At 65.7% G+C, this 17,565-nt stretch carries 19 protein-coding genes; 8 read left to right on the top strand and 11 right to left on the bottom strand.

The genetic code is table 11. The features are described from left to right. Positions 1-95 precede the first annotated feature (95 nt). The 5 genes from ACQY8M_RS23735 to ACQY8M_RS23755 form a co-directional block, all read right to left on the bottom strand. A complete protein-coding gene (locus ACQY8M_RS23735) occupies positions 96-1,073 on the bottom strand; it encodes a Bug family tripartite tricarboxylate transporter substrate binding protein (RefSeq protein ID WP_428660559.1) in 978 nt (325 codons plus the stop codon). Further along, complete coding sequence (locus ACQY8M_RS23740) at positions 1,073-2,041, bottom strand: NAD(P)-dependent oxidoreductase (protein WP_428660561.1); 969 nt, start codon at positions 2,039-2,041, stop codon at positions 1,073-1,075. The genes ACQY8M_RS23735 and ACQY8M_RS23740 overlap by 1 nt, the downstream gene beginning before the upstream one ends. Beyond that, entirely contained in the window at positions 2,041-3,084 is a 1,044-nt protein-coding gene (locus ACQY8M_RS23745) for a hypothetical protein (protein ID WP_428660564.1), read from the bottom strand. The genes ACQY8M_RS23740 and ACQY8M_RS23745 overlap by 1 nt, the downstream gene beginning before the upstream one ends. Next, a complete protein-coding gene (locus ACQY8M_RS23750; RefSeq protein WP_428660567.1) occupies positions 3,084-4,046 on the bottom strand; it encodes a peptidyl-alpha-hydroxyglycine alpha-amidating lyase family protein in 963 nt (320 codons plus the stop codon). Before ACQY8M_RS23750 ends, ACQY8M_RS23745 begins: the two co-directional genes overlap by 1 nt. A gap of 111 nt (positions 4,047-4,157) precedes the next feature. Further along, positions 4,158-5,813, bottom strand: a complete 1,656-nt coding sequence (locus ACQY8M_RS23755) for a GMC family oxidoreductase (RefSeq protein ID WP_428675472.1) — start codon at positions 5,811-5,813, stop codon at positions 4,158-4,160. A 295-nt stretch (positions 5,814-6,108) separates the two neighbouring features. Here ACQY8M_RS23755 and ACQY8M_RS23760 point away from each other — a divergent pair, with 295 nt between their 5' ends. The 5 genes from ACQY8M_RS23760 to ACQY8M_RS23780 all read left to right on the top strand — a co-directional run bounded on the left by ACQY8M_RS23760 (position 6,109) and on the right by ACQY8M_RS23780 (position 9,359). After that, on the top strand, positions 6,109-6,315 hold the full coding sequence (locus ACQY8M_RS23760; protein ID WP_428660569.1) for a hypothetical protein: 207 nt from the start codon (positions 6,109-6,111) through the stop codon (positions 6,313-6,315). 116 nt (positions 6,316-6,431) lie between these two features. Further along, positions 6,432-6,842, top strand: coding sequence for a nuclear transport factor 2 family protein (locus ACQY8M_RS23765; RefSeq protein ID WP_428660572.1), 411 nt, complete (start codon positions 6,432-6,434; stop codon positions 6,840-6,842). A gap of 4 nt (positions 6,843-6,846) precedes the next feature. After that, a complete protein-coding gene (locus ACQY8M_RS23770; protein WP_428660574.1) occupies positions 6,847-7,389 on the top strand; it encodes a DUF3859 domain-containing protein in 543 nt (180 codons plus the stop codon). A gap of 12 nt (positions 7,390-7,401) precedes the next feature. Continuing rightward, positions 7,402-9,120, top strand: coding sequence for an N-acyl-D-amino-acid deacylase family protein (locus ACQY8M_RS23775; RefSeq protein ID WP_428660577.1), 1,719 nt, complete (start codon positions 7,402-7,404; stop codon positions 9,118-9,120). Beyond that, positions 9,117-9,359, top strand: coding sequence for a hypothetical protein (locus ACQY8M_RS23780; protein WP_428660579.1), 243 nt, complete (start codon positions 9,117-9,119; stop codon positions 9,357-9,359). The genes ACQY8M_RS23775 and ACQY8M_RS23780 overlap by 4 nt, the downstream gene beginning before the upstream one ends. On the opposite strand, the gene ACQY8M_RS23785 is transcribed toward ACQY8M_RS23780, so the two are convergent. Genes ACQY8M_RS23785 through ACQY8M_RS23810 form a run of 6 tightly spaced genes read right to left on the bottom strand, consistent with a single transcriptional unit; the run spans position 9,356 to position 14,721 of the window. Beyond that, positions 9,356-10,345, bottom strand: a complete 990-nt coding sequence (locus tag ACQY8M_RS23785; protein WP_428660581.1) for an LLM class flavin-dependent oxidoreductase — start codon at positions 10,343-10,345, stop codon at positions 9,356-9,358. The two genes, ACQY8M_RS23780 and ACQY8M_RS23785, sit on opposite strands and share 4 nt — an antisense overlap. 4 nt (positions 10,346-10,349) lie before the next feature. Continuing rightward, positions 10,350-11,381: a 5-methyltetrahydropteroyltriglutamate--homocysteine methyltransferase gene (locus ACQY8M_RS23790; RefSeq protein WP_428660583.1), complete on the bottom strand. Its 1,032-nt coding sequence runs from the start codon at positions 11,379-11,381 to the stop codon at positions 10,350-10,352. Between the two features lie 15 nt (positions 11,382-11,396). Beyond that, positions 11,397-12,209, bottom strand: coding sequence for an ABC transporter permease (locus ACQY8M_RS23795; RefSeq protein ID WP_428660585.1), 813 nt, complete (start codon positions 12,207-12,209; stop codon positions 11,397-11,399). Next, on the bottom strand, positions 12,206-12,979 hold the full coding sequence (locus ACQY8M_RS23800) for an ABC transporter ATP-binding protein (protein ID WP_428660588.1): 774 nt from the start codon (positions 12,977-12,979) through the stop codon (positions 12,206-12,208). Before ACQY8M_RS23800 ends, ACQY8M_RS23795 begins: the two co-directional genes overlap by 4 nt. Beyond that, positions 12,976-13,728 (bottom strand): ABC transporter permease, encoded by a 753-nt coding sequence (locus tag ACQY8M_RS23805; protein ID WP_428660591.1) that lies wholly within the window; start codon positions 13,726-13,728, stop codon positions 12,976-12,978. Before ACQY8M_RS23805 ends, ACQY8M_RS23800 begins: the two co-directional genes overlap by 4 nt. Before the next feature lie 24 nt (positions 13,729-13,752). Then, on the bottom strand, positions 13,753-14,721 hold the full coding sequence (locus ACQY8M_RS23810) for an ABC transporter substrate-binding protein (protein ID WP_428660594.1): 969 nt from the start codon (positions 14,719-14,721) through the stop codon (positions 13,753-13,755). 178 nt (positions 14,722-14,899) lie between these two features. On the opposite strand from ACQY8M_RS23810, the gene ACQY8M_RS23815 reads away from it, so the two are divergent. The 3 genes from ACQY8M_RS23815 to ACQY8M_RS23825 all read left to right on the top strand — a co-directional run bounded on the left by ACQY8M_RS23815 (position 14,900) and on the right by ACQY8M_RS23825 (position 17,560). Continuing rightward, on the top strand, positions 14,900-16,636 hold the full coding sequence (locus ACQY8M_RS23815; protein WP_428660597.1) for a hypothetical protein: 1,737 nt from the start codon (positions 14,900-14,902) through the stop codon (positions 16,634-16,636). A gap of 227 nt (positions 16,637-16,863) precedes the next feature. Further along, positions 16,864-17,325 (top strand): carbonic anhydrase, encoded by a 462-nt coding sequence (locus ACQY8M_RS23820; protein WP_428660600.1) that lies wholly within the window; start codon positions 16,864-16,866, stop codon positions 17,323-17,325. 55 nt (positions 17,326-17,380) lie between these two features. Further along, positions 17,381-17,560, top strand: a complete 180-nt coding sequence (locus tag ACQY8M_RS23825; RefSeq protein ID WP_428660603.1) for a hypothetical protein — start codon at positions 17,381-17,383, stop codon at positions 17,558-17,560. The last annotated feature ends 5 nt before the right edge of the window (positions 17,561-17,565 follow it).

Genomic DNA, 17,565 nt, shown 5'->3' on the forward strand with positions numbered 1-17,565 from the left:
GCGAAGCGGAGTGGAGGGACCTACTCATGGGCTGCGGCCACATGAAGAGGTCCCTCGACTACGCTTCGCTCCGCTCGTGATGACGAATTTGGCGGCTATCCCAGCTTGATGTTGGCATCCTTGATCAGCTGCCCGAGCAGAGTGCGCTGGGTCTTCAGCCAGGCGCCGAACTCGGCCGGTGAGCTGGCGACCAGCTCGGCGCCCGACGGGGCGAGCCGCTCCTGCACCTTGGCGTCCTTGCAGGCCTCGGCGACGGCCTGCTGCATGCGCTGGATGATCGCCGGCGGTGTGCCCTCGGCGGCGAACAGGCCGTTCCAGTCGCTGAGGTCGAAGCCCGGAAAGCCGCTTTCAGCCAGGGTTGGGACGTCGGGGAAGATGACGGCACGCCGGGCGCTGGTGACGGCCAGCACGCGCGCCTTCTTGTTGGCGAGCGGGGGGCGGATCGAGGAGGTGGTGATGATCACCGAATCGATCGCGCCGGCGCCGATGTCGCGCGCGGCATCTGCGCCGCCGCGATAGGGTGTGTGGATCAGCTTGATGCCGGCGCGCTTCTGCAGCTCCTCGCCCGCCATATGGCCCATCCCGGCCGCCGGCGGTGTGCCGTAGCTGATCGTGTCGGGCCTCGCCTTGGCCGCGGCGATGTACTCCTGGATGGTTTTGGCCGGAAACTCCTCCTTCACGGCAACGACCTGCGGGAAGATCGACAGCTGGCTGACTGGCAGCCATGTCTTCTCGTAGCTGAACGGGATATCCTTGATCAGGAACTCGTTGGTCAGCTGGTTGGCCGCGTCGACCAGGAAGGTCTGGCCGTCCTTCGGCGCCTGCAGCACCGCGGTCTGCGCCACCACCGCGTTGCCGCCAGTGCGGTTGTCGATCGTGACCTGCTGACCGATGATCTCGGCGACGCGCACGCCGATGTTGCGGGCAACGGTATCGGCCGCGCCGCCGGCGGCGAACGCCACTACCCAGCGTACCGGGCCCTTCGGCCAGTCGTTCGATTGCGCCCAGCCATGGCGGGCCAGCATCGGGGCGGCGAGCGTCGCCCCGATCACGCTCCGGCGACGGACGGGCATCAGTACTTGCCTGCCATCTCTTCGACGACCCACAGCGGGGCTTCGCCGCGTGCGACGCGCTGCACGTTGTCGAAGCCATTGCGCAGGCGCGTGATGTTGCTCTCCCAGGTCGGCCCGGCGAGATGGGCGGTCAGGATCACGTTGTCGAGCTTGAGCAGGGGATTGTCCGGCGGCGTCGGCTCCTCGTCGAACACGTCGAGGCCCGCACCGAACAGCTTGTTGGCCGACAGCGCCGCGGTCAGCGCCTTTTCGTTGATCACCGGGCCGCGCGAGGTGTTCACGATGATCGCCGACGGCTTCATCGCCGCGAGCTCCGGCGCATCGAGCATGTTGCGGGTCGAGTCGTTCAGCGGCACGTGCAGCGAGATGATGTCGGCGTGCTTGATGATCTCGGGCAGCAGCCGGAATCGCACGCCGAGCGCATCCTCCTGCTCCTCCTTCAGCCGCGCGATGTCGTAGTAGTGCACGATCATGCCGAAGGCCTGCGCGAGGCGGGCGACCTTCTTGCCGATCGTGCCAAGCCCGATGATGCCCAGCACCTTGTTGCGCACCTCGTGGACGGTCGGCGGCGAATTGCCGTGCCAGCGGCCGGCAACCACGTTGGTGTGCTGTGTGATCAGCCGGCGCGACACCGACAGCATCAGAAGCAGGGCGTGCTCGGAGACGGCGACCGAGTTGGCGCCGCCGTTGTTGCACATCGGCACCTTGGCCTTGATCGCGGCGGGGATGTCGGCGCGGTCGTAGCCGGCGCTGAGCAGCTGGATCAGCTTCAGCTTGGGCGCGTCCTTGAAGAGTTGCGGGTTCACATATTGCTGCACGAAGCCCACGAAGTAGTCGGCGCCGGGCAGGGCGGCCTTCTGCTCAGGCGAGTTGTGCAGGGCCTTCACGATCTCGAAACCCTTCGGTGCGAGGTCGTCGACCATGGAAATGGTGTCCTTGGGTCCGACCACGAGTACGCGCTCAACCATTAGAATGCCTCCGCAGCAACACGATGACCTGTCAGCAGACCGGGCAACCGTCCCGGCTCGGTTCGGCCCCAGCCGCATTCGGCCGATAGCCCGAAATCGTCAATGAACTTCTTCGCGACGGCGATCCTCGCCTTGTCGCCCGTCTCGTCGGCGTGATGGAGCAGGCCGAGATAGAGTTTGGTGCTCGCTGGCCGTTTCCAGCCTTTCAGTGGCGCGTAGAAGGCCTCGTCAGTGCGCTCCCGGGGCACCGGGATATGGAAGAAGTCGATGCGCCGCTTCGTGGCGCTCGCGATCCCGTCCAGCATCTCGACCAGGATGGCGGCGTCCTTCGGCTGCACCAGATGCTCGTCGGCCGGCGAGCCGTAGCAGAGGTGATAGCCGAGCTCGACGCCGGCCGGCACCGAATCGCCGAGCCGGCCCAGCATCTCGAAGGTCTGCTTCTTGTAGTCGGCCGGCCGGTCCTTGAAGTAACCCTCAAAGGCCAGCACTTCCTGGCAGACGTCCCACTGGATCGCGAGGTCCTGCGCCGGGATCGACGTCACGATGTTGGCGAGCGCCGCCGTCAATGACCGCTCGTAGACGTCGAAATAGGTCTGTCGCGCCGGTCCGCTGACATAAAGATAGCCGCTCGAGTGCGGAGTCGGCAGCGAAACCTGGAAGCGCGTGCCGCGGGTGATCGTGCCGGAGTCGCGCAGGCGCTTGAAGACTTCGTAGGAGGCAGCCGCCGCCCTATCATAGCCCGTCTCGAACAACACCGTGCCAGGATCGACGCCGGGCTTGAAGCGGACCTGCTGGATCTCGCGCACCACCTTGCCGTCCCATTGTACGAACGAGTAGGGCGGCACGGTCGGATCGATCTCCATGTCGGGATGGGCGCGCAGCATCACTCCCTGGAAGTAAACCCAGCGCGACCGCTCGCCGGTCTCGCCGTCCGGCATGCGGCTGAGATGCGGGCCCAGTTCCCGCGCGAGCGTCCGGAAAACCTCCTCGCTGGTGGTGAGCGGGATGCTGCCGATCAGGTGAAGGCGCTCGCCAGGCTGCATCAGGCGACCTTCTCCAGCTTCTGCAGGGAGCGGAGATATTTCGGCACCGGCACGCCGGGATGCGTGCTCGGCCAATTCGTGTAGCTCACCTCGCCGACATAGATGCTGCCCCTGGAATCGACGGCGAGGCCGTGCGGCGAGAGGAACTTGCCCGGCTCCTCGCCTGGTCCGTCCTGCCCGCCCAGCCGCGCGATGGTCTTGCCGGTCTTGTCGACGATGGAGAGGCGCGGACCGATGTTGGTGTGCTTGGTGTTCACCGGCATGCCCGGTCCCAGCTCGCCGATGATGAACTGCGGATTGGCGCCACCGCAGCAATAGAGCGCGCAAGGCCGGTGCATGTTGTTCCACTGCGCCTCGTACTTGCCGTTGCCGTCGAACACCTGCACGCGATGGTTCTCGCGGTCGGCGACATAGACCCAGCCGTCGGCGTCCGAGACGATGTTGTGCACGATGTTGAACTCGCCGGGATCGGTGCCGGTCGTACCCCAGCACATCAGGTGCTTACCGTCGGGCGAGTACTTATGGACACAGGAATTGCCGTAGCCGTCCGACACGTAGATCTCGCCCTTCGGCGAGAGGGCGGTGTGGGTGCAGCGATTGAACGGCTTGCCGCTCAGGAACGGGGCGGGCTGGTTGGGCACGCCGATTGTCAGCAGCACCTTGCCTTCCGTGGAGATCTTGCGGACCGTATGGTCGCCGTCGTCGGTGCAGTAGAGCGTGTCGTCGCTGTCGATGTGAATGCCATGCGCGCGGCTGAACAGGCCTTCGCCCCACGAGCGCAGGAAGGTGCCGTCGCGGTCGAACACCATCATCGGATGCTGGCCGCGATTGAAGACATAGACGCGATCCTTGCTGTCGACGGCCACGGCCGCGACGTCGCGGAACTCCCAGCCGTCGGGCAGCTTGGCCCAGTTCTCGACCACGCGATAGCGATGCTCGCCGCTTCCCAGGATCACCGACATGAAATGATTCTCCCCTCTGTCGTCCTGAGCGCAGCGAAGGACCTCACGCCGGCACGAGACTCGGTGGTCGTTCTGCCAGGTCCTTCGCTGCGCTCAGGACGACGAGATAGCTCAGGCTGACACGATCGCATCGGAAATCTTCTCCGCCGTCATCAGGGTCGGGAAGTTGGTGTTGGCGCAAGGCACGATCGGGAAGATCGAGGCGTCGACGACGCGCAGGCCCTGCACGCCCTTGACCCGGCCCTGGGTGTCGACGACCGACATCGGATCGTCGGCGCGGCCCATGCGGCAGGTACAGGAGGCATGCCACACACCGATCGCCGCTTTCTTGACGAAAGCCTCGAGTGCCTCGTCGTCGGTCATTACCTGGTCGAAGGTGAAGCCCTCGATCACGAAGTTCTCGATCATGTAGCGGCGCAGCGCCGCCGGCCCGTCGAGCAACTTGGCGACGACTGCGGTCAGGAACTTGTTCTTGGCGTTGACCACGCCGATCTCGCGCACCCGGTCGGAATAGGAGGCGGGAAAGGGGTTGTCCGTTACCGCCTTGAGGGGCGGGCTCATCTGCAGCGCAGCCATCTTGCGGAAGCCGGTCATCAGCCGGTCGAGGTCGCGCTTGTCGGAGAGGAGGTTGAACTCGACGATCGGCTCGTTGCGCCAATCGGTCGTGGCGAGCTTGACCTGTCCGGTCTCCGAGTAGGTGCGATTGATGAAGGTCAGCAGCGAGGCGATCTGCTCGCCCACGGCGTGCCAGGCGGATTTGGTGGCTACCGCAACGAACATGTCTCCCTTGGGAATGCCCGGCAGGTTCGACGAATAGCGGATGCCGATCTGGATGTGCCGTCGCGTGTGCTCGTTCATGCGCGCGCCGCGGCGAACGAACGAGGACAGTGAGATAGACGGATGATCCATCAGCCGCTGCCCGACGCCCTCGAGCGCCGACACCACAGGAATGCCCATGTCCCTGAGATGGCCGACGGGTCCGATACCGGCGCGCAGCAGGTGCGCCGGAGAATGGATCGCGCCCGATGACAGGATCACCTCGCGGCCGCGGAACTCGACTTCCTTGCCGTCGATCATCGCCTTGACGCCCACGCACTGCGTGCCCTCGAACAGCAGCGACTTCACCTGCGTGTTGGTCGAGATGGTGAGGTTCGGCCGCTTGCGCGTCTCGGTGTCGAGATAGCCCATAGCGGCGGAAACGCGCTGCTCGGAAGCGTTGGAGTGCGTAACCGGAAAGTAGCCGTCGACGAACTCGCCGTTCTGGTCGGGCAGGAACTTCATGCCGGCGAGCTTGCAGGCCTCCCCGACGGCGGTGGCGTGTTTCGTCCAGTGCTCGACCGGGATGCGCCGCACGGGGATGCGGCCGTCCTTGCCGTGCCATTCGTTGCTGAAGTCGAGGTCGCGCTCGACCTTCTTGAAATAGGGCAGGACCTTGTCCCATTCCCAGCCCTCGGCGCCGCGGTTCGCCCATTCGGCGTAATCGGTCGGCGCCCCGCGGTTCGCCATTTGGCCGTTGATAGACGACCCGCCGCCCAGCACGCGGGCCTGCTCGTACTTGCGCAGCGGCGGGCGATTCTCGTGCGGATTGTTGTGGCTGACGACCTGGGTATGGACCTTGAGCTCGGTCCAGTGGAAGCGCGGGTCGAAATAGGCGGTTCCCGAATAGGAATCGCGGATCTCCGGCGGCTCCGCGCCGGGTGGCGTGTCCTGGCCGGCTTCGCAGACAAGCACTTTGTTGGCACTCTTTGCCGAGAGCCGGTTGGCCATGACCGATCCGGCCGAGCCACCGCCTACGATGATGTAGTCGTACGCCACGTGCGTTTCCCCTGTCTTATGGCGCCACGCTACGCCTATGGCGAAATGCGGGCAAAGCAAGAATCGGCAAACGGAACGTCTGTTCCGCGACGCGCGTTTTGATTGGAACCCCAATCACGCATGAAGGCACCCCATGAAACGCACATTGCTGGTCTTGGCCTTCGTTGCCGCCGCCGGGCCCACGAGCGCTCAGACCACACAGAGTCCAGTTCCTGACAACGCGAAGGCCGATACTCGGATGAACAAAATGAACGGCGGAAGCGGGTCCGTCGGTGGTGGCGCCGACACTTCCGGGGCGGCTGCCACGGCACAGAAGCGGATCGAGATGGACGGCTACCAGGACGTGCACGGCCTCGCGAAGGGTGCCGATGGGCTATGGCGCGGGACCGCCAAGCGCGACAGCAAGACGGTCGAGGTGACCGTCGATCGCGCGGGGCGGGTGGCCGAGCAGTAAGCCCCGAAACAGTCGTCTCTCGGAGAGCCCGCACCGTCCCTGCCAGGGTGGGCTTTTCCGTTGCCGGCTTCCGTCAAGCCTGCAATCGTCCGCAAAAGCCAGAGGAGGAACAGGCCATGCCGGACGCTTCGACCAGTCCCAGCGACATTGCGACACCCGAGCTCATGAAGGCGATCTCCGCGGCCTTCAACAGCCGCGATGTCGACCGCATCGTGTCGTTCTTCACCGACGACGCGACCTTCTGGCTGGCGCGCGGACCCGAGCCGGTCGGGCGCACGCTGGCAGGAAAGGAGGCGATCCGCCAGACGCTGGCGGCGCGCTTCAAGGTGATCCCCGACATGCGCTGGGATCACAAGGAGTACATCTACGCGGGCAATCGCGCGATTTCAGTATGGACAGTGAAGGGCAAGGGCGCCGACGGCGAGGACCTGAACTATCAGGGCTGCGACATCTACACCTTCCGCGGCGGCAAGATCTGCGCGAAGGACACCTACTGGAAGATGGTCGAGCAAAAAGACCGGATCTGAGCCGATGCGCGCCGCCGCGCTCGCCCTGACAGCCGTGCTCGGCCTTGGCGCGCCCGCAACCGCCGGCGAGGTGAGTGGCGTCGAGATCATCGAGTACGGGCTGTACACGGCGGACGTCACCGGCCAGTTGCGCGATTCGAATGGCATCATCTCGAACGTGATCGAGAACCTTTGCCACATCGCGACGACCACCACCGTGCCGATGAATGAGAGACTCCATTTCGGTTTCCGCTATCGCGTCGTCGGGCCGGTGCCCGGCGATACGGTCCAACTGACCCTGGCTGTCCGCTTCCCGGCGGCGGTTCAACCGAACCCCAAGGTCGGGCCATTGACGGAGCATGAGCGCGGCACGACGTTGTCGATCGGCGCCGTGTCTTACACAGGCTACAGCTTCGACCAAGCTTGGGAGTTCGTGCCCGGGACGTGGATCCTCGCGGTCCGGCAGGGCGGCCGCACGCTTGCGGAGAAGAGCTTCACCGTGGTCGATAGCGGCGAACCGCCGGTGTCGGCTGGTCCATCGAGTTGCTTCAAGGTCTCAAGCCTCTAACGGGAGGATGCCATGGCATTGGACACGGTCATTCGCGGCGGCAGCATCGTCGATGGCTCGGGAAAGGCGCGCTTCAGCGGCGACATCGGCATCAGGGACGGACGCATCGTCGAAATCGGCAAGATCACCACGCCGGCGGTGCGCGCGCTCGATGCCGACGGGCTGGTCGTCTCGCCGGGTTTCATCGACGGCCACACGCACATGGATGCGCAGGTCGCATGGGATCCACTCGGCAGCTGCTCGTGCTGGCACGGCGTCACGTCGGTCGTAATGAGCAACTGCGGCTTTGCGCTGGCGCCGTGCAAGCCGGAGGACCGCGAGTGGTTCGCGCGCTGCCTGTCGGCGGTCGAGGACATCTCGACCGAAGCCATGGCCGCCGGCATCGATTGGACCTGGGAGACCTTCCCCGAATATCTCGCGACCGTCGAGCGCCTGCCCAAGGCGATCAACTACGGCATGTATATCGGCCATTCGACGCTGCGCATGTACGTCATGGGCCGGCGCGCGCTGTCGGAGAAAGCGACCGAAGATGAGATGGCGCGCATGGCGTCGGCCGTGCAGGAGGCGCTGAAGGCCGGTGCGCTCGGCTTCTCGAGCTCGCGCGCCTCGACCCATGTGACGCCGGACGACACGCCGGTCGCGAGCCGCATTGCCGAATGGGAGGAGATCGACCGCATCCTGGCGGCGATGGCCGAGCTCGATGCCGGCATCTTCCAGGTCGGTCCCGACATTGCCAGCGGCGCCAGGCATCGCGCCTTCCTGGAGCAGCTGCGGCAGTCGGCGCTGACGCACAGGCGGCCGATCATGTTCGGCGTCCTCGCCACGCGGCAGGGCGAGGACCCGACGCCGTGGCATTACCAGACGAAGTATATCGACGACACGGTCGCCGCCGGCGGCCGCATGTTCGGCCAGGGCACGACGCGCTCGATCAACGCGATCTTCTCGCTCAAGTCCTACCTGCCCTTCGACGTGCTTCCGGCCTGGCAGCCGATCCGCGCGCTGCCGATGGACGAGCAGAAGAGACGCCTGCGCGATCCCGAGGTGCGTCGCGCTCTGGTCGCGGCAGAGGCGGCGATGAAGCCGCGCGACAAGACCTTCCAGGGCGGCGGCGCGGCGACCACCGATCCGCGCAAGCCGGACTACGCCAACCTGTTCGCCATGAAGGGAGTCGATTGGGATGATCCGACGGTCGAGCAGCTCGCGCGAAGCCGAGGGCAGCACCCGGTCGAAGTGATGATCGACCTGTCGCTAGCCGACGACAACCAGGTCTATGTGCAGCCGCTGGTCAACGAATCGCCCGAGGACGTTCTCGGAATCCTGCGCCACCAGCGCACGCTCGCCACCTTCTCGGATTCGGGCGCGCATGTCTGCCAGGAGATGGGCTCATCGCTGCAGACGCATTTCCTGAGCTACTGGGTACGCAAGCGCCGCGCCTTCACCCTGGAGCAGGCGATCAAGAAGCTGACGCACGACAACGCTGCGGCCTGGGAGATGAAGGGACGCGGCCTGCTCGCCGAAGGCTATCAGGCCGACATCCTGCTGTTCGAGGAAGACCGCATCCGACCGCTGCTGCCCACGGTCGAGACGGATCTGCCGGGCGGCGCACGCCGCTTGGTGCAGAAGGCGGAGGGGATCAAGGCCACCATGGTCAACGGCGCCGTCGCCTTCGAGAACGGTGAAGCCACCGGCGCCAGGGCCGGCACGGTGTTGAAGGGCAAGCTCGCCTCATGAGGCGCTGGCTGCTCGTATCGACGCTGGTTCTTGCCTCCGTGGGGGCGGGTGCGCAGACCCGCAACCAGGCGAGCAATGCCGGCGCGGCGGGCGTGACCTCCCGCCTGCAGTCGCAAGGCTACAAGGAAATCCGCAACCTGCGTCCTGGCCCCGATGGCAAGTGGGTCGGGCAAGCCACTCGTAACGGAGTGCCCGTCACGGTCACGTCCGACCGGGCCGGCACGACGATCGCTCGTTAGGTCGCCAACTTCGGCATGACCTTGTCGGCAAAGCGCCGCAGGTTGGCGCGCGAGCCCTGACCTGAGAGCAGCACGTAGGCGACACCTGCTGCCTCGAGGGCGGCGAACCGGTCGATGACTTCCTCGGCGGTGCCGATCACCGCTTGGGCGTCGGTGTCGGCGTAGCCGAGGATATGGGAGCCCGGCCGGCTTTCTGAGCCGCGCGACAACGACAGCAACTTGCCGTTGATCGCGGCCTGCCGTTTGAGCGCTTCTTCTTTCTCGCCCGCGTCCTGGGTGACGAAGACGTTGCGGGCGACGGCCACGCGCATCGGCTCGAACACGTGCCCGGCCGCCTCGAGCTCGCGCCGGTAGAGCGCGATACGCTCCCCGATCTGCCGAGGAGACGCAAACTGGTCGAGCAGGAGATTGAAGCCGCGCCGCGCACACGCGGCGATCGAGCCGTCGCTGCTGGCCGCCAGCCACACCGGCGGATGCGGCCGCTGGTGCGGCGGCGGTTCGACCACCACGTCGTCGAGGCAGAAGAAGCGGCCACGGTGGGAGAAGGGTGCATCCGACGCAAGCGCGCGTATCAGCACGTCGAGTACTTCCTCGAAGCGCGGCTCGGCCTCGTCGGGCGGCATGGCAAACCCCGCGAACTCGTTGTGCCGGTAGCCCTTGCCGACGCCCAGATCGAGCCGGCCGTGCGAGAGGAGATCGAGGGTCGCGACCTGCTCGGCGAGCAACACCGGATTATGCCAGGGCAGTACCAGAATCGCTGTGCCGAGGCGCAGGCGCGTGGTGCGGGCAGCGAGATAGGTGAGCAGCGTGAGAGGCGCCGAGAGCTGGCCGAAGTTCGTGAAGTGATGCTCTGTCACGAACGTCGAGTGGTAGCCAAGTGTCTCGGCTTCGACGTTCGTCTCGATGAAATCGAAGAAGCCTTTCGCGCTCGCCGCCACATCGGGCAGCCGCGGTGCCGTGGCACCGCCGAACAATCCGAAGCGCATGAACCTAGGCGAGCTCGCCGCGCACGATGGCGGCGCCGTCGGCGAGCGCCTTGAGCTTGCCGAAGGCCGTGGCTCGGGGGAGGTATTTCATGCCGCAGTCGGGTGCGGGAAGGAGCTTGTCCGGCGAGAGGTACTTCAGACCGGCGCGGATGCGCTCGGCGACCTTTTGCGGAGTCTCGGCCTCGGGGTCGCTGAGGTCGATCACGCCCAGCATTATCTTCTTTGGTGCAAGATCCTTCAGCACGCCGAGATCGATTTTCGGCTGCGCGGATTCGATCGAGATCTGCTGGGCAATGGTGTCGGAGAGCTGCGGCAGGAAGGAATAGCCGGTGGGCTTCAGCCCGGTGACCACGGCCGCATAGCCGAAGCAGAGATGCACGACCGTCGGCACGGGGATGCCCTGCAGCGCCCGATTGATGACCTTGACCGCATAACGCTGGGCCTCGTCGGGATTGTTGCGCAACCACGGCTCGTCGAGCTGGATCACGTCGGCGCCGGCCTTGACCAGCTCGTGCGCCTCTTCGTTCACCGCGGCGGCGTAGTCCATGCACATCGCCTCGGCATCCTTGTAGAACTCGTCATGCACCTGCTGCCCCATGGTGAAGGGACCGGGCAAGGTGATCTTGGCGGCCTTGCCGGTGTTGGCGCGCAGGAACTGCATGTCGCGCACCTCGACCGGGCGGGTGCGGCGGATCTTGCCGACGACGCGCGGCACGACGGTCTTCTGGCCGCGGTTGTTGACGATCTCGGCCGGGCTCTCGTTGTCGACGCCGTCGAGCGCGGTCGCGAAGTGGTTCGAGTAGCTCTCGCGCCGCATCTCGCCGTCGGTAATGATGTCGATTCCGGCCCGCTCCATGTCGCGGATGGCGAGCAGCGTGGCGTCGTCCTGCCCCTGCTGCAGGTAAGGCTCCTGTACGCGCCACAGCTCGTGCAGCCGCGTGCGTGGCACGCCTTTCATGAGAAGTGCTCGGTCGACCAGCCAATCGGGCTGCGGGTAGGACCCGACGACGGTGGTCTGCAACAGGGTCTCGGTCATCAGTACGCTCCTCGGTCAGACCGGCGCAGGCGCCGGCATGGCAGTTGAAGGGGTGGCGGCCCGGGGGGCGGCGCGGCGGCCGGCAGTCTGCCAGACCAGCGTGCGCCGTTCGACGGCGCGGGCCAGGAGATCGAACAGGATCGACAGCAGCAGGATCATGAGGATGCCCGCGAAGACATGGGCGCTGTCGAGGATGGTGCGGTAGCGCGTGACCAGGTAGCCGATGCCCGCCGAGGCGGTCAGCATCTCCGAGACGACGACGCCGATGATGGTGAGCGCCCCGCCGAGCCGCAGGCCGGCGAGCACGGTGGGGATCGAGGCCGGGATGATCACGCGCATGACCTGCTGCGGCAGGGTCGCGCCCATGCTGCGCGCGGCGAGGAGGTATTGCGGATCGATGGTGCGGATGCCGGCGGCGGTCGAGAGCATCACCGGGAAGAAGCCGTAGATGCCGGCGAAGGCGATCTTCGATTCGGATCCGATGCCGAACCAGGCAGTGAAGATCGGATAGAGAATCACGATCGGCACGGCATACAGGCTCGAGAACACCGGCAGCATCAGGTTGCGCAGCACCGTGACGCCGCCAACCACCGCGCCGACCAGGATGCCGGCGCCGCAGGCAATCAGCATGGCGACGCCGACCTCGGCCAGCGTTACCAGCAGGTTCTCCCCGTATTCGGCGCGGTCGATCCACAGCACCGTCAGGGTCTTCGACATCGACGGCAGGAACAGCTCGGGCACCATGCCGGTCTGCGGCAGCACTTCCCACAGCACGAGCAGGGCGGCGAACAGCATCCAGCGGACAGAGGAGGGCGAGGGACGCTTCATGATAACGCTCCGTCCGGCTTGCGGATCTGCTGCCAGATGCGCTCGCGCAGCTTGCCGAAGGTATCGGTGGCCATCATCTCGTACGTGCGCGGTCGCGGCAGGTCGATGGCGATGCGGTCGACGATGCGTCCGGGACGCGCTGACATGACCAGCACCTCGTCGGCGAGATACACCGCCTCGGTCAGGCTGTGGGTGATGAACACCACCGTCTTGCGTGTGCTCGACCAGATGCGCAGCAACTCGTGGCCCATGGTCATGCGGGTCTGCTCGTCGAGCGCGGCGAACGGCTCGTCCATCAGCAGCACCGGCGGATCCTGCACCAGGCCGCGGGCGATCGAGACGCGCTGCTTCATGCCGCCCGACAGCTCGTGCGGGAAGCGCGCGCCGAAGCCCTTCAGCCCGACCAGGTTCAGCATCTCCTCGGCGCGCCGGCGCCGCTCGGCGCGCGGGTCGCCGCGCAGGGCCAGCGGGAACTCGGTATTGTCGAGCGCGCTCAGCCAGGGGAACAGGCTCGCCTCCTGGAACACCACCCCGACCCGCGAGGGATCGGGGTCGGTGATCGGCCGGCCGTCGCACAGGATCGTGCCGGTGCTCTGATGGCGCAGCCCTGCCAGCATCATCAGCAGGGAGGTCTTGCCGCAGCCCGATGGGCCGACGATGACGGTGAACTTGCCGGCCTCGACGGTCATCGAGATGTCCTCGAGCGCCGGCACGCCGCCCTCGGCACCCGAATAGACGTGGCTGAGACGGTCGACCTGGATTGCAGTCATGTACGCCACCGGGAAACGCGGACTTCGAGAAGGCGGACGGCTTCGTTGAAGCAGATCGCGACGACCGCCATCATGATCACGCCGGAGAAAAGCTCCGGCATCTGGAAGTTCTCCCCCCAGTTCGAGATCAGGTGTCCGATGCCGGTGCGCGAGGCATACATCTCGGCAATCATCACGCCGGTGAAATTGAAGATCATCGAGATGCGCAGGGTCTCGAGCAGCACCGGCATCATGCTGGGCACGTAGATGCGCCACAGGATCTGTGCCCGCGTCGCGCCGCAGGAGCGGGCGACCAGCACATGGTCCGCCTTGACCGATTCGACGGCGGCGGTTGCGCTCATGATGACGATGAAGAGGGTGGAGAAGGCGGCGTACGCGACCTTCTGGGAAAAGCCGATCCCGAAGACCAGGATGAACAGCGGCAGGAAGACCGACTTCGGCACGCTGAACACGTAGAACAGCATCGGCTTGAAGATCTGGCCGAAGTACTCGAGTTCGGCCACGGCCACACCGATCGCGGCACCGAGCGGCACCGCGATGACGAAGGCCACGATCACCTCCAGCGCCGTGACGCCGATCGCCTCCTGCACCTGGCTGCGGCCGAGCTGCTTGACCAGCATCTCGAGCACGTCGCCCAGCGCCGGCAGTAGGCGCGCGTCGAGGAGGCCGTACTTCGGCAGCAGCGCCCAGGCGGCGAGAATCGCGGCCAGCAGTGCCAGCCGCGCCGCGATGATTTGTGTCTGTGTCACTTGGACGTCATGCCTGGAGGGGGATCACGCCTTGGTCGGCACGGGCTTGAAGGTCTCGATGTAGATTTGATCGACGGGTGCGAGGTCGTTCATGCCGATCAGCTTGGCCATCTCGAGCGCCCGCACCATGCCGTCCCTGTTGAACAGGCCGTCGGGCGAGAGCTTCTTCAGGTTGCCGTCGAGTTCGGCCGCAGCGATGGGCTCGGGGATCTCGTCGATCTCCGCGATCAGCTTCACGGACGCGTCGCGATTCTTGTCGTCACGCAGGAAGGCCAATCCGCCATAGATGGCGTTCAGCGCCTTCTGCACCATCTGGGGCTTGTCCTTGATTGTCTTGTCGGACGCGATCCAGCCGCCCGTCGAATGCGCCGGCACCTCGGCGCCGTAGTCGGTGAGCGAACGCGCCTCCTTAGCCTGCATCACCTTGTAGGTCAGCGGCGAATAGAGGACCGTCGCATCGATGTTGCCCGACAGCAGGTTGGGCACCAGCCCGCCGCCGCCCAGCGGCACGCGGGTGAAGTTGATCTTGCGGTCCGTCGCGCTCCACAGCGCCAGCGTGTCGGTGCCCGAGCCGGCCGAGGTGATGCCGACCTTCTTTCCGGCGAGCTCCTCGACCTTGGTGATCTTGGAATCGGTCTTCACCACGAGGTACCAGCCGTAATAGCCGTTGGCGCCGTTGGCGACGACGCGCGCGTTCACGCCCTTCTTGAGGCCGGCGGCGACGGCCGACGACGCGTGCACGACGAGGTCGGCCGCACCCGCCGCCATCGCCTCGAAGCCCTCGGAGCCGCCACGATAGATCGTCAGCTCGCAGTCCAGCCCTTCCTTGTCGAACAGCTTCTGGCGCAGCGCCGTTTCGCAGATGATGGTCGGCCAATAAGTCTTGGTCGGCACGCCGATGCGGACCTTCTGCTTGGCCTGTGCGACGGCGATTCGCGGCAAGCCAGTCACAGCCACGGCCGCCAGGGCGGCGCGGCGGGATAGTTTCATCATTTTGTTCCTTCCGGGTATCGGCGTAACCATACAGCCCTACTGCATCTTGATGCCAGCCTTCCTGTCGATCCTGCGGAATACGGCGCGCCGCGCACGCCTCGCTCGATCGTGTTGAAACCCGGAGCCCTCACGCGCGTTCCTCGTGGCGTTTCATCGTACGAGGGTAGGATCGCTGCTCATGTCCGTCGGTCATGCCGCCAAGGCTGTGCTCACCATCCTCTTCTTGGCGCTGTGCTCCTGCGGTGGAAACCTGCCGAACAGTGCGGTTTCGCGCCATCTCGCCGGTCCCTACGCCGGCGCGCTGTCGGACGAAACGGCTGTCCCGACGGTGATCCGCGATCGGGGCATCAAGGTGCCGGACATCGCCTCGGCCGAGCCGTTGCTGCAGCAGCTGCGCGATGCGCTGGCCAGGAGCGATCCGGACGGTGCTTTCGCGGGCATCACCTACGACCTGACCGACGGCAACGCGCTGCGGCCGGACTGGATCGTGCAGAGCCCGAAACAATGGGGCCGCAGGTCGGGCGACCTGCGTTTCTATCCCCTCGACAAGCCGCTCCCGGCTTGCACGATCGACGCGGATTGCGGCGGCGGGACCTGCGCCGCGATCTGGTCGGGACGCAAGGTGTGTCTCGGCCATTCCGACGCCCTGGTGGCGCAGGTGCACGATCTCGTCGCGTCGGCGCGGCTTCGCGTCGATATCGCCTTGCTGCAACCGGCGCCCGACACGCGCTTCCTCGATGCCCTGCGCGATGCGCTCGCCGAGCTTGCGCAACGCGGCCGGCCGCTGACCGTGCGCCTGATCGTCGGTCAGTATCCACCTGACAATGTCGACGTCCCGGCCTTCTACAAGGCGCTGACCGACGGGCTCGACCTGGGCCGGGTGACTGTCGCCGTCGCGGCCTATCGGTCCTGCGTGGCGTTCGAAGATTGCGACAGCTACTCCTGGAACCACGCGAAGATCGTCACGGTGGACGGGATCGACGCGCTGGTCGGCGGCCACAACCTGTGGTCGCAGGACTACCTGATCGACGAGCCGGTGAGCGACCTGTCGATGCGGGTGCGGGGTCCGGCGGCGGCGAGCGCGGCGCGCTTTACCGATCGGCTGTGGGACTATGTCTGCGCCAATCTCGAGAGGAAGGCCTCGATCGCGCTCGCAAGCTCGACCGGCGGCTGTCCCGCGCCCGCAGCGCTGCCGGCCGGATCGGGCAAGGGCGGCCTGCCGATCCTCGCCGTCGGGCGGATGGGTGCCGGCATCACGAAAGCCTTCGCCAATCAGACCGAGCTCGCACGCGACCTCATGCTGGGCGCAGCCCGGCACGAAATTCGAATCGTCCAGCAGGATCTCGGCTTCGGGCTGGGACGGGCCGCCACGCTGTTTCCCGACAGCACCATCGACCGGCTGGTCGATTTCCTGCGACAGGGACGGGGCGACATCTACATCGTACTGTCCAACCTCGGCGCCAAGGGAAAGAGCGGAAGCACCTATTCGAACGATGTCTCGATGATGACGGTGGCGCGCCACCTACGCCAGGAGGTGCAGCGCCGATTCGAGGCACGCGATCCGCTGTCACGCTACGAGGTCCGGCGTGGGCCCGACCCGGTGAACACCATGCTTTGCGACCATGTGCATCTCGCGCCGTATCGCTTCGGCCCCGATGCGAGCTGGCCCGGCGGCATCCCGTTCGCCACCCACGCCAAGCTCTGGATGATCGACCGGCGGGCCTTCTACATCGGCTCCGACAACATGTATCCGGTGAACCTGCAGGAGTTCGGCTACATCGTCGACGATGCCGGGGCGGCGCGGGTATTGTCCGATGCCTATTGGACGCCGCTATGGCAATGGTCCTCGAAGGCCGCAGTGTCGGGACCGGGCGTCGACAACTGCATCTTCCGAGCCGTGATCGGCCCCCAATAGAGACGCGTCGACCGGTGACTCCGTCTTGCGCCCGAAGCCGGCGCTGACCGCAGTATCTGTTCAATCGCGCTGGCTTTGCGGCAGGCGTCGGATATGATTGAAAACGGTCGGCTACAGTCCAGAGCAACGATGCGCCGACACCGAGGGGGAATATGGCTCGACATTTTCATCGCTCCGGCTGCGCATGCATTGCAAATCTTTCGCGCCGCGGCCTTTTCGGACTTGGCGTGGCTGTCGCCGCGTCTGCCGCCAGCCTGCCGGCGTTGGCTGTCGACAAGGGCTACGAGGCGATGCTGTTGAAATGCATTGATCCCAGGTTCACGACGGACACCTGGAAGTATATGGCCTCTCGTGGCTGGCAGAACCTCTACAGCCAGTTCAACATCGCAGGAGGTCCGATCGGCGTCGTGGCTCCCGCTTTTGCCAAGTGGCACGATACCTATTGGGAAAACCTCGCGATCTCCGTGCAGCTGCATGAGGTGAAGCGGACGATCGGTATCACCCATCGCGATTGCGGCGCGGCGGCGGTTGCCTACGGCGACCGCATCAAGACCGACAAGGCCTACGAGACCGAAATGAACGTAATGGCGCTGCGCCAGTATCGCGCCGAGGTCATGAAGCGCCAGCCCCAGCTCGTCGTCGAGCTCGGAATCATGGGTCTTGACGGTGCGGTGGAACCGGTAACCTGACGCCTTGCGCGCTGCCGATCGATCGCTTCGGTTGCCGCGAAGCAGCGCGTACGGCGTGCTGATCCAGAAGTTTCAGCGCTACGTGATCAAGACCGGGGGGCATGCCTCCAACACCGGCAGCCGGGACGGCAACGTCGCAATCGAGCAATATAGTGCCGGCAACATGGCGGCCGGGATTTCGGTGCTGGAGATAAAGCTGTGCGGCGCCGGAATCGAGCTTCCGGCGCACGGCTAGATTCG

It is taken from the genome of Reyranella sp. (assembly GCF_965279465.1).
GTDB lineage: Bacteria > Pseudomonadota > Alphaproteobacteria > Reyranellales > Reyranellaceae > Reyranella.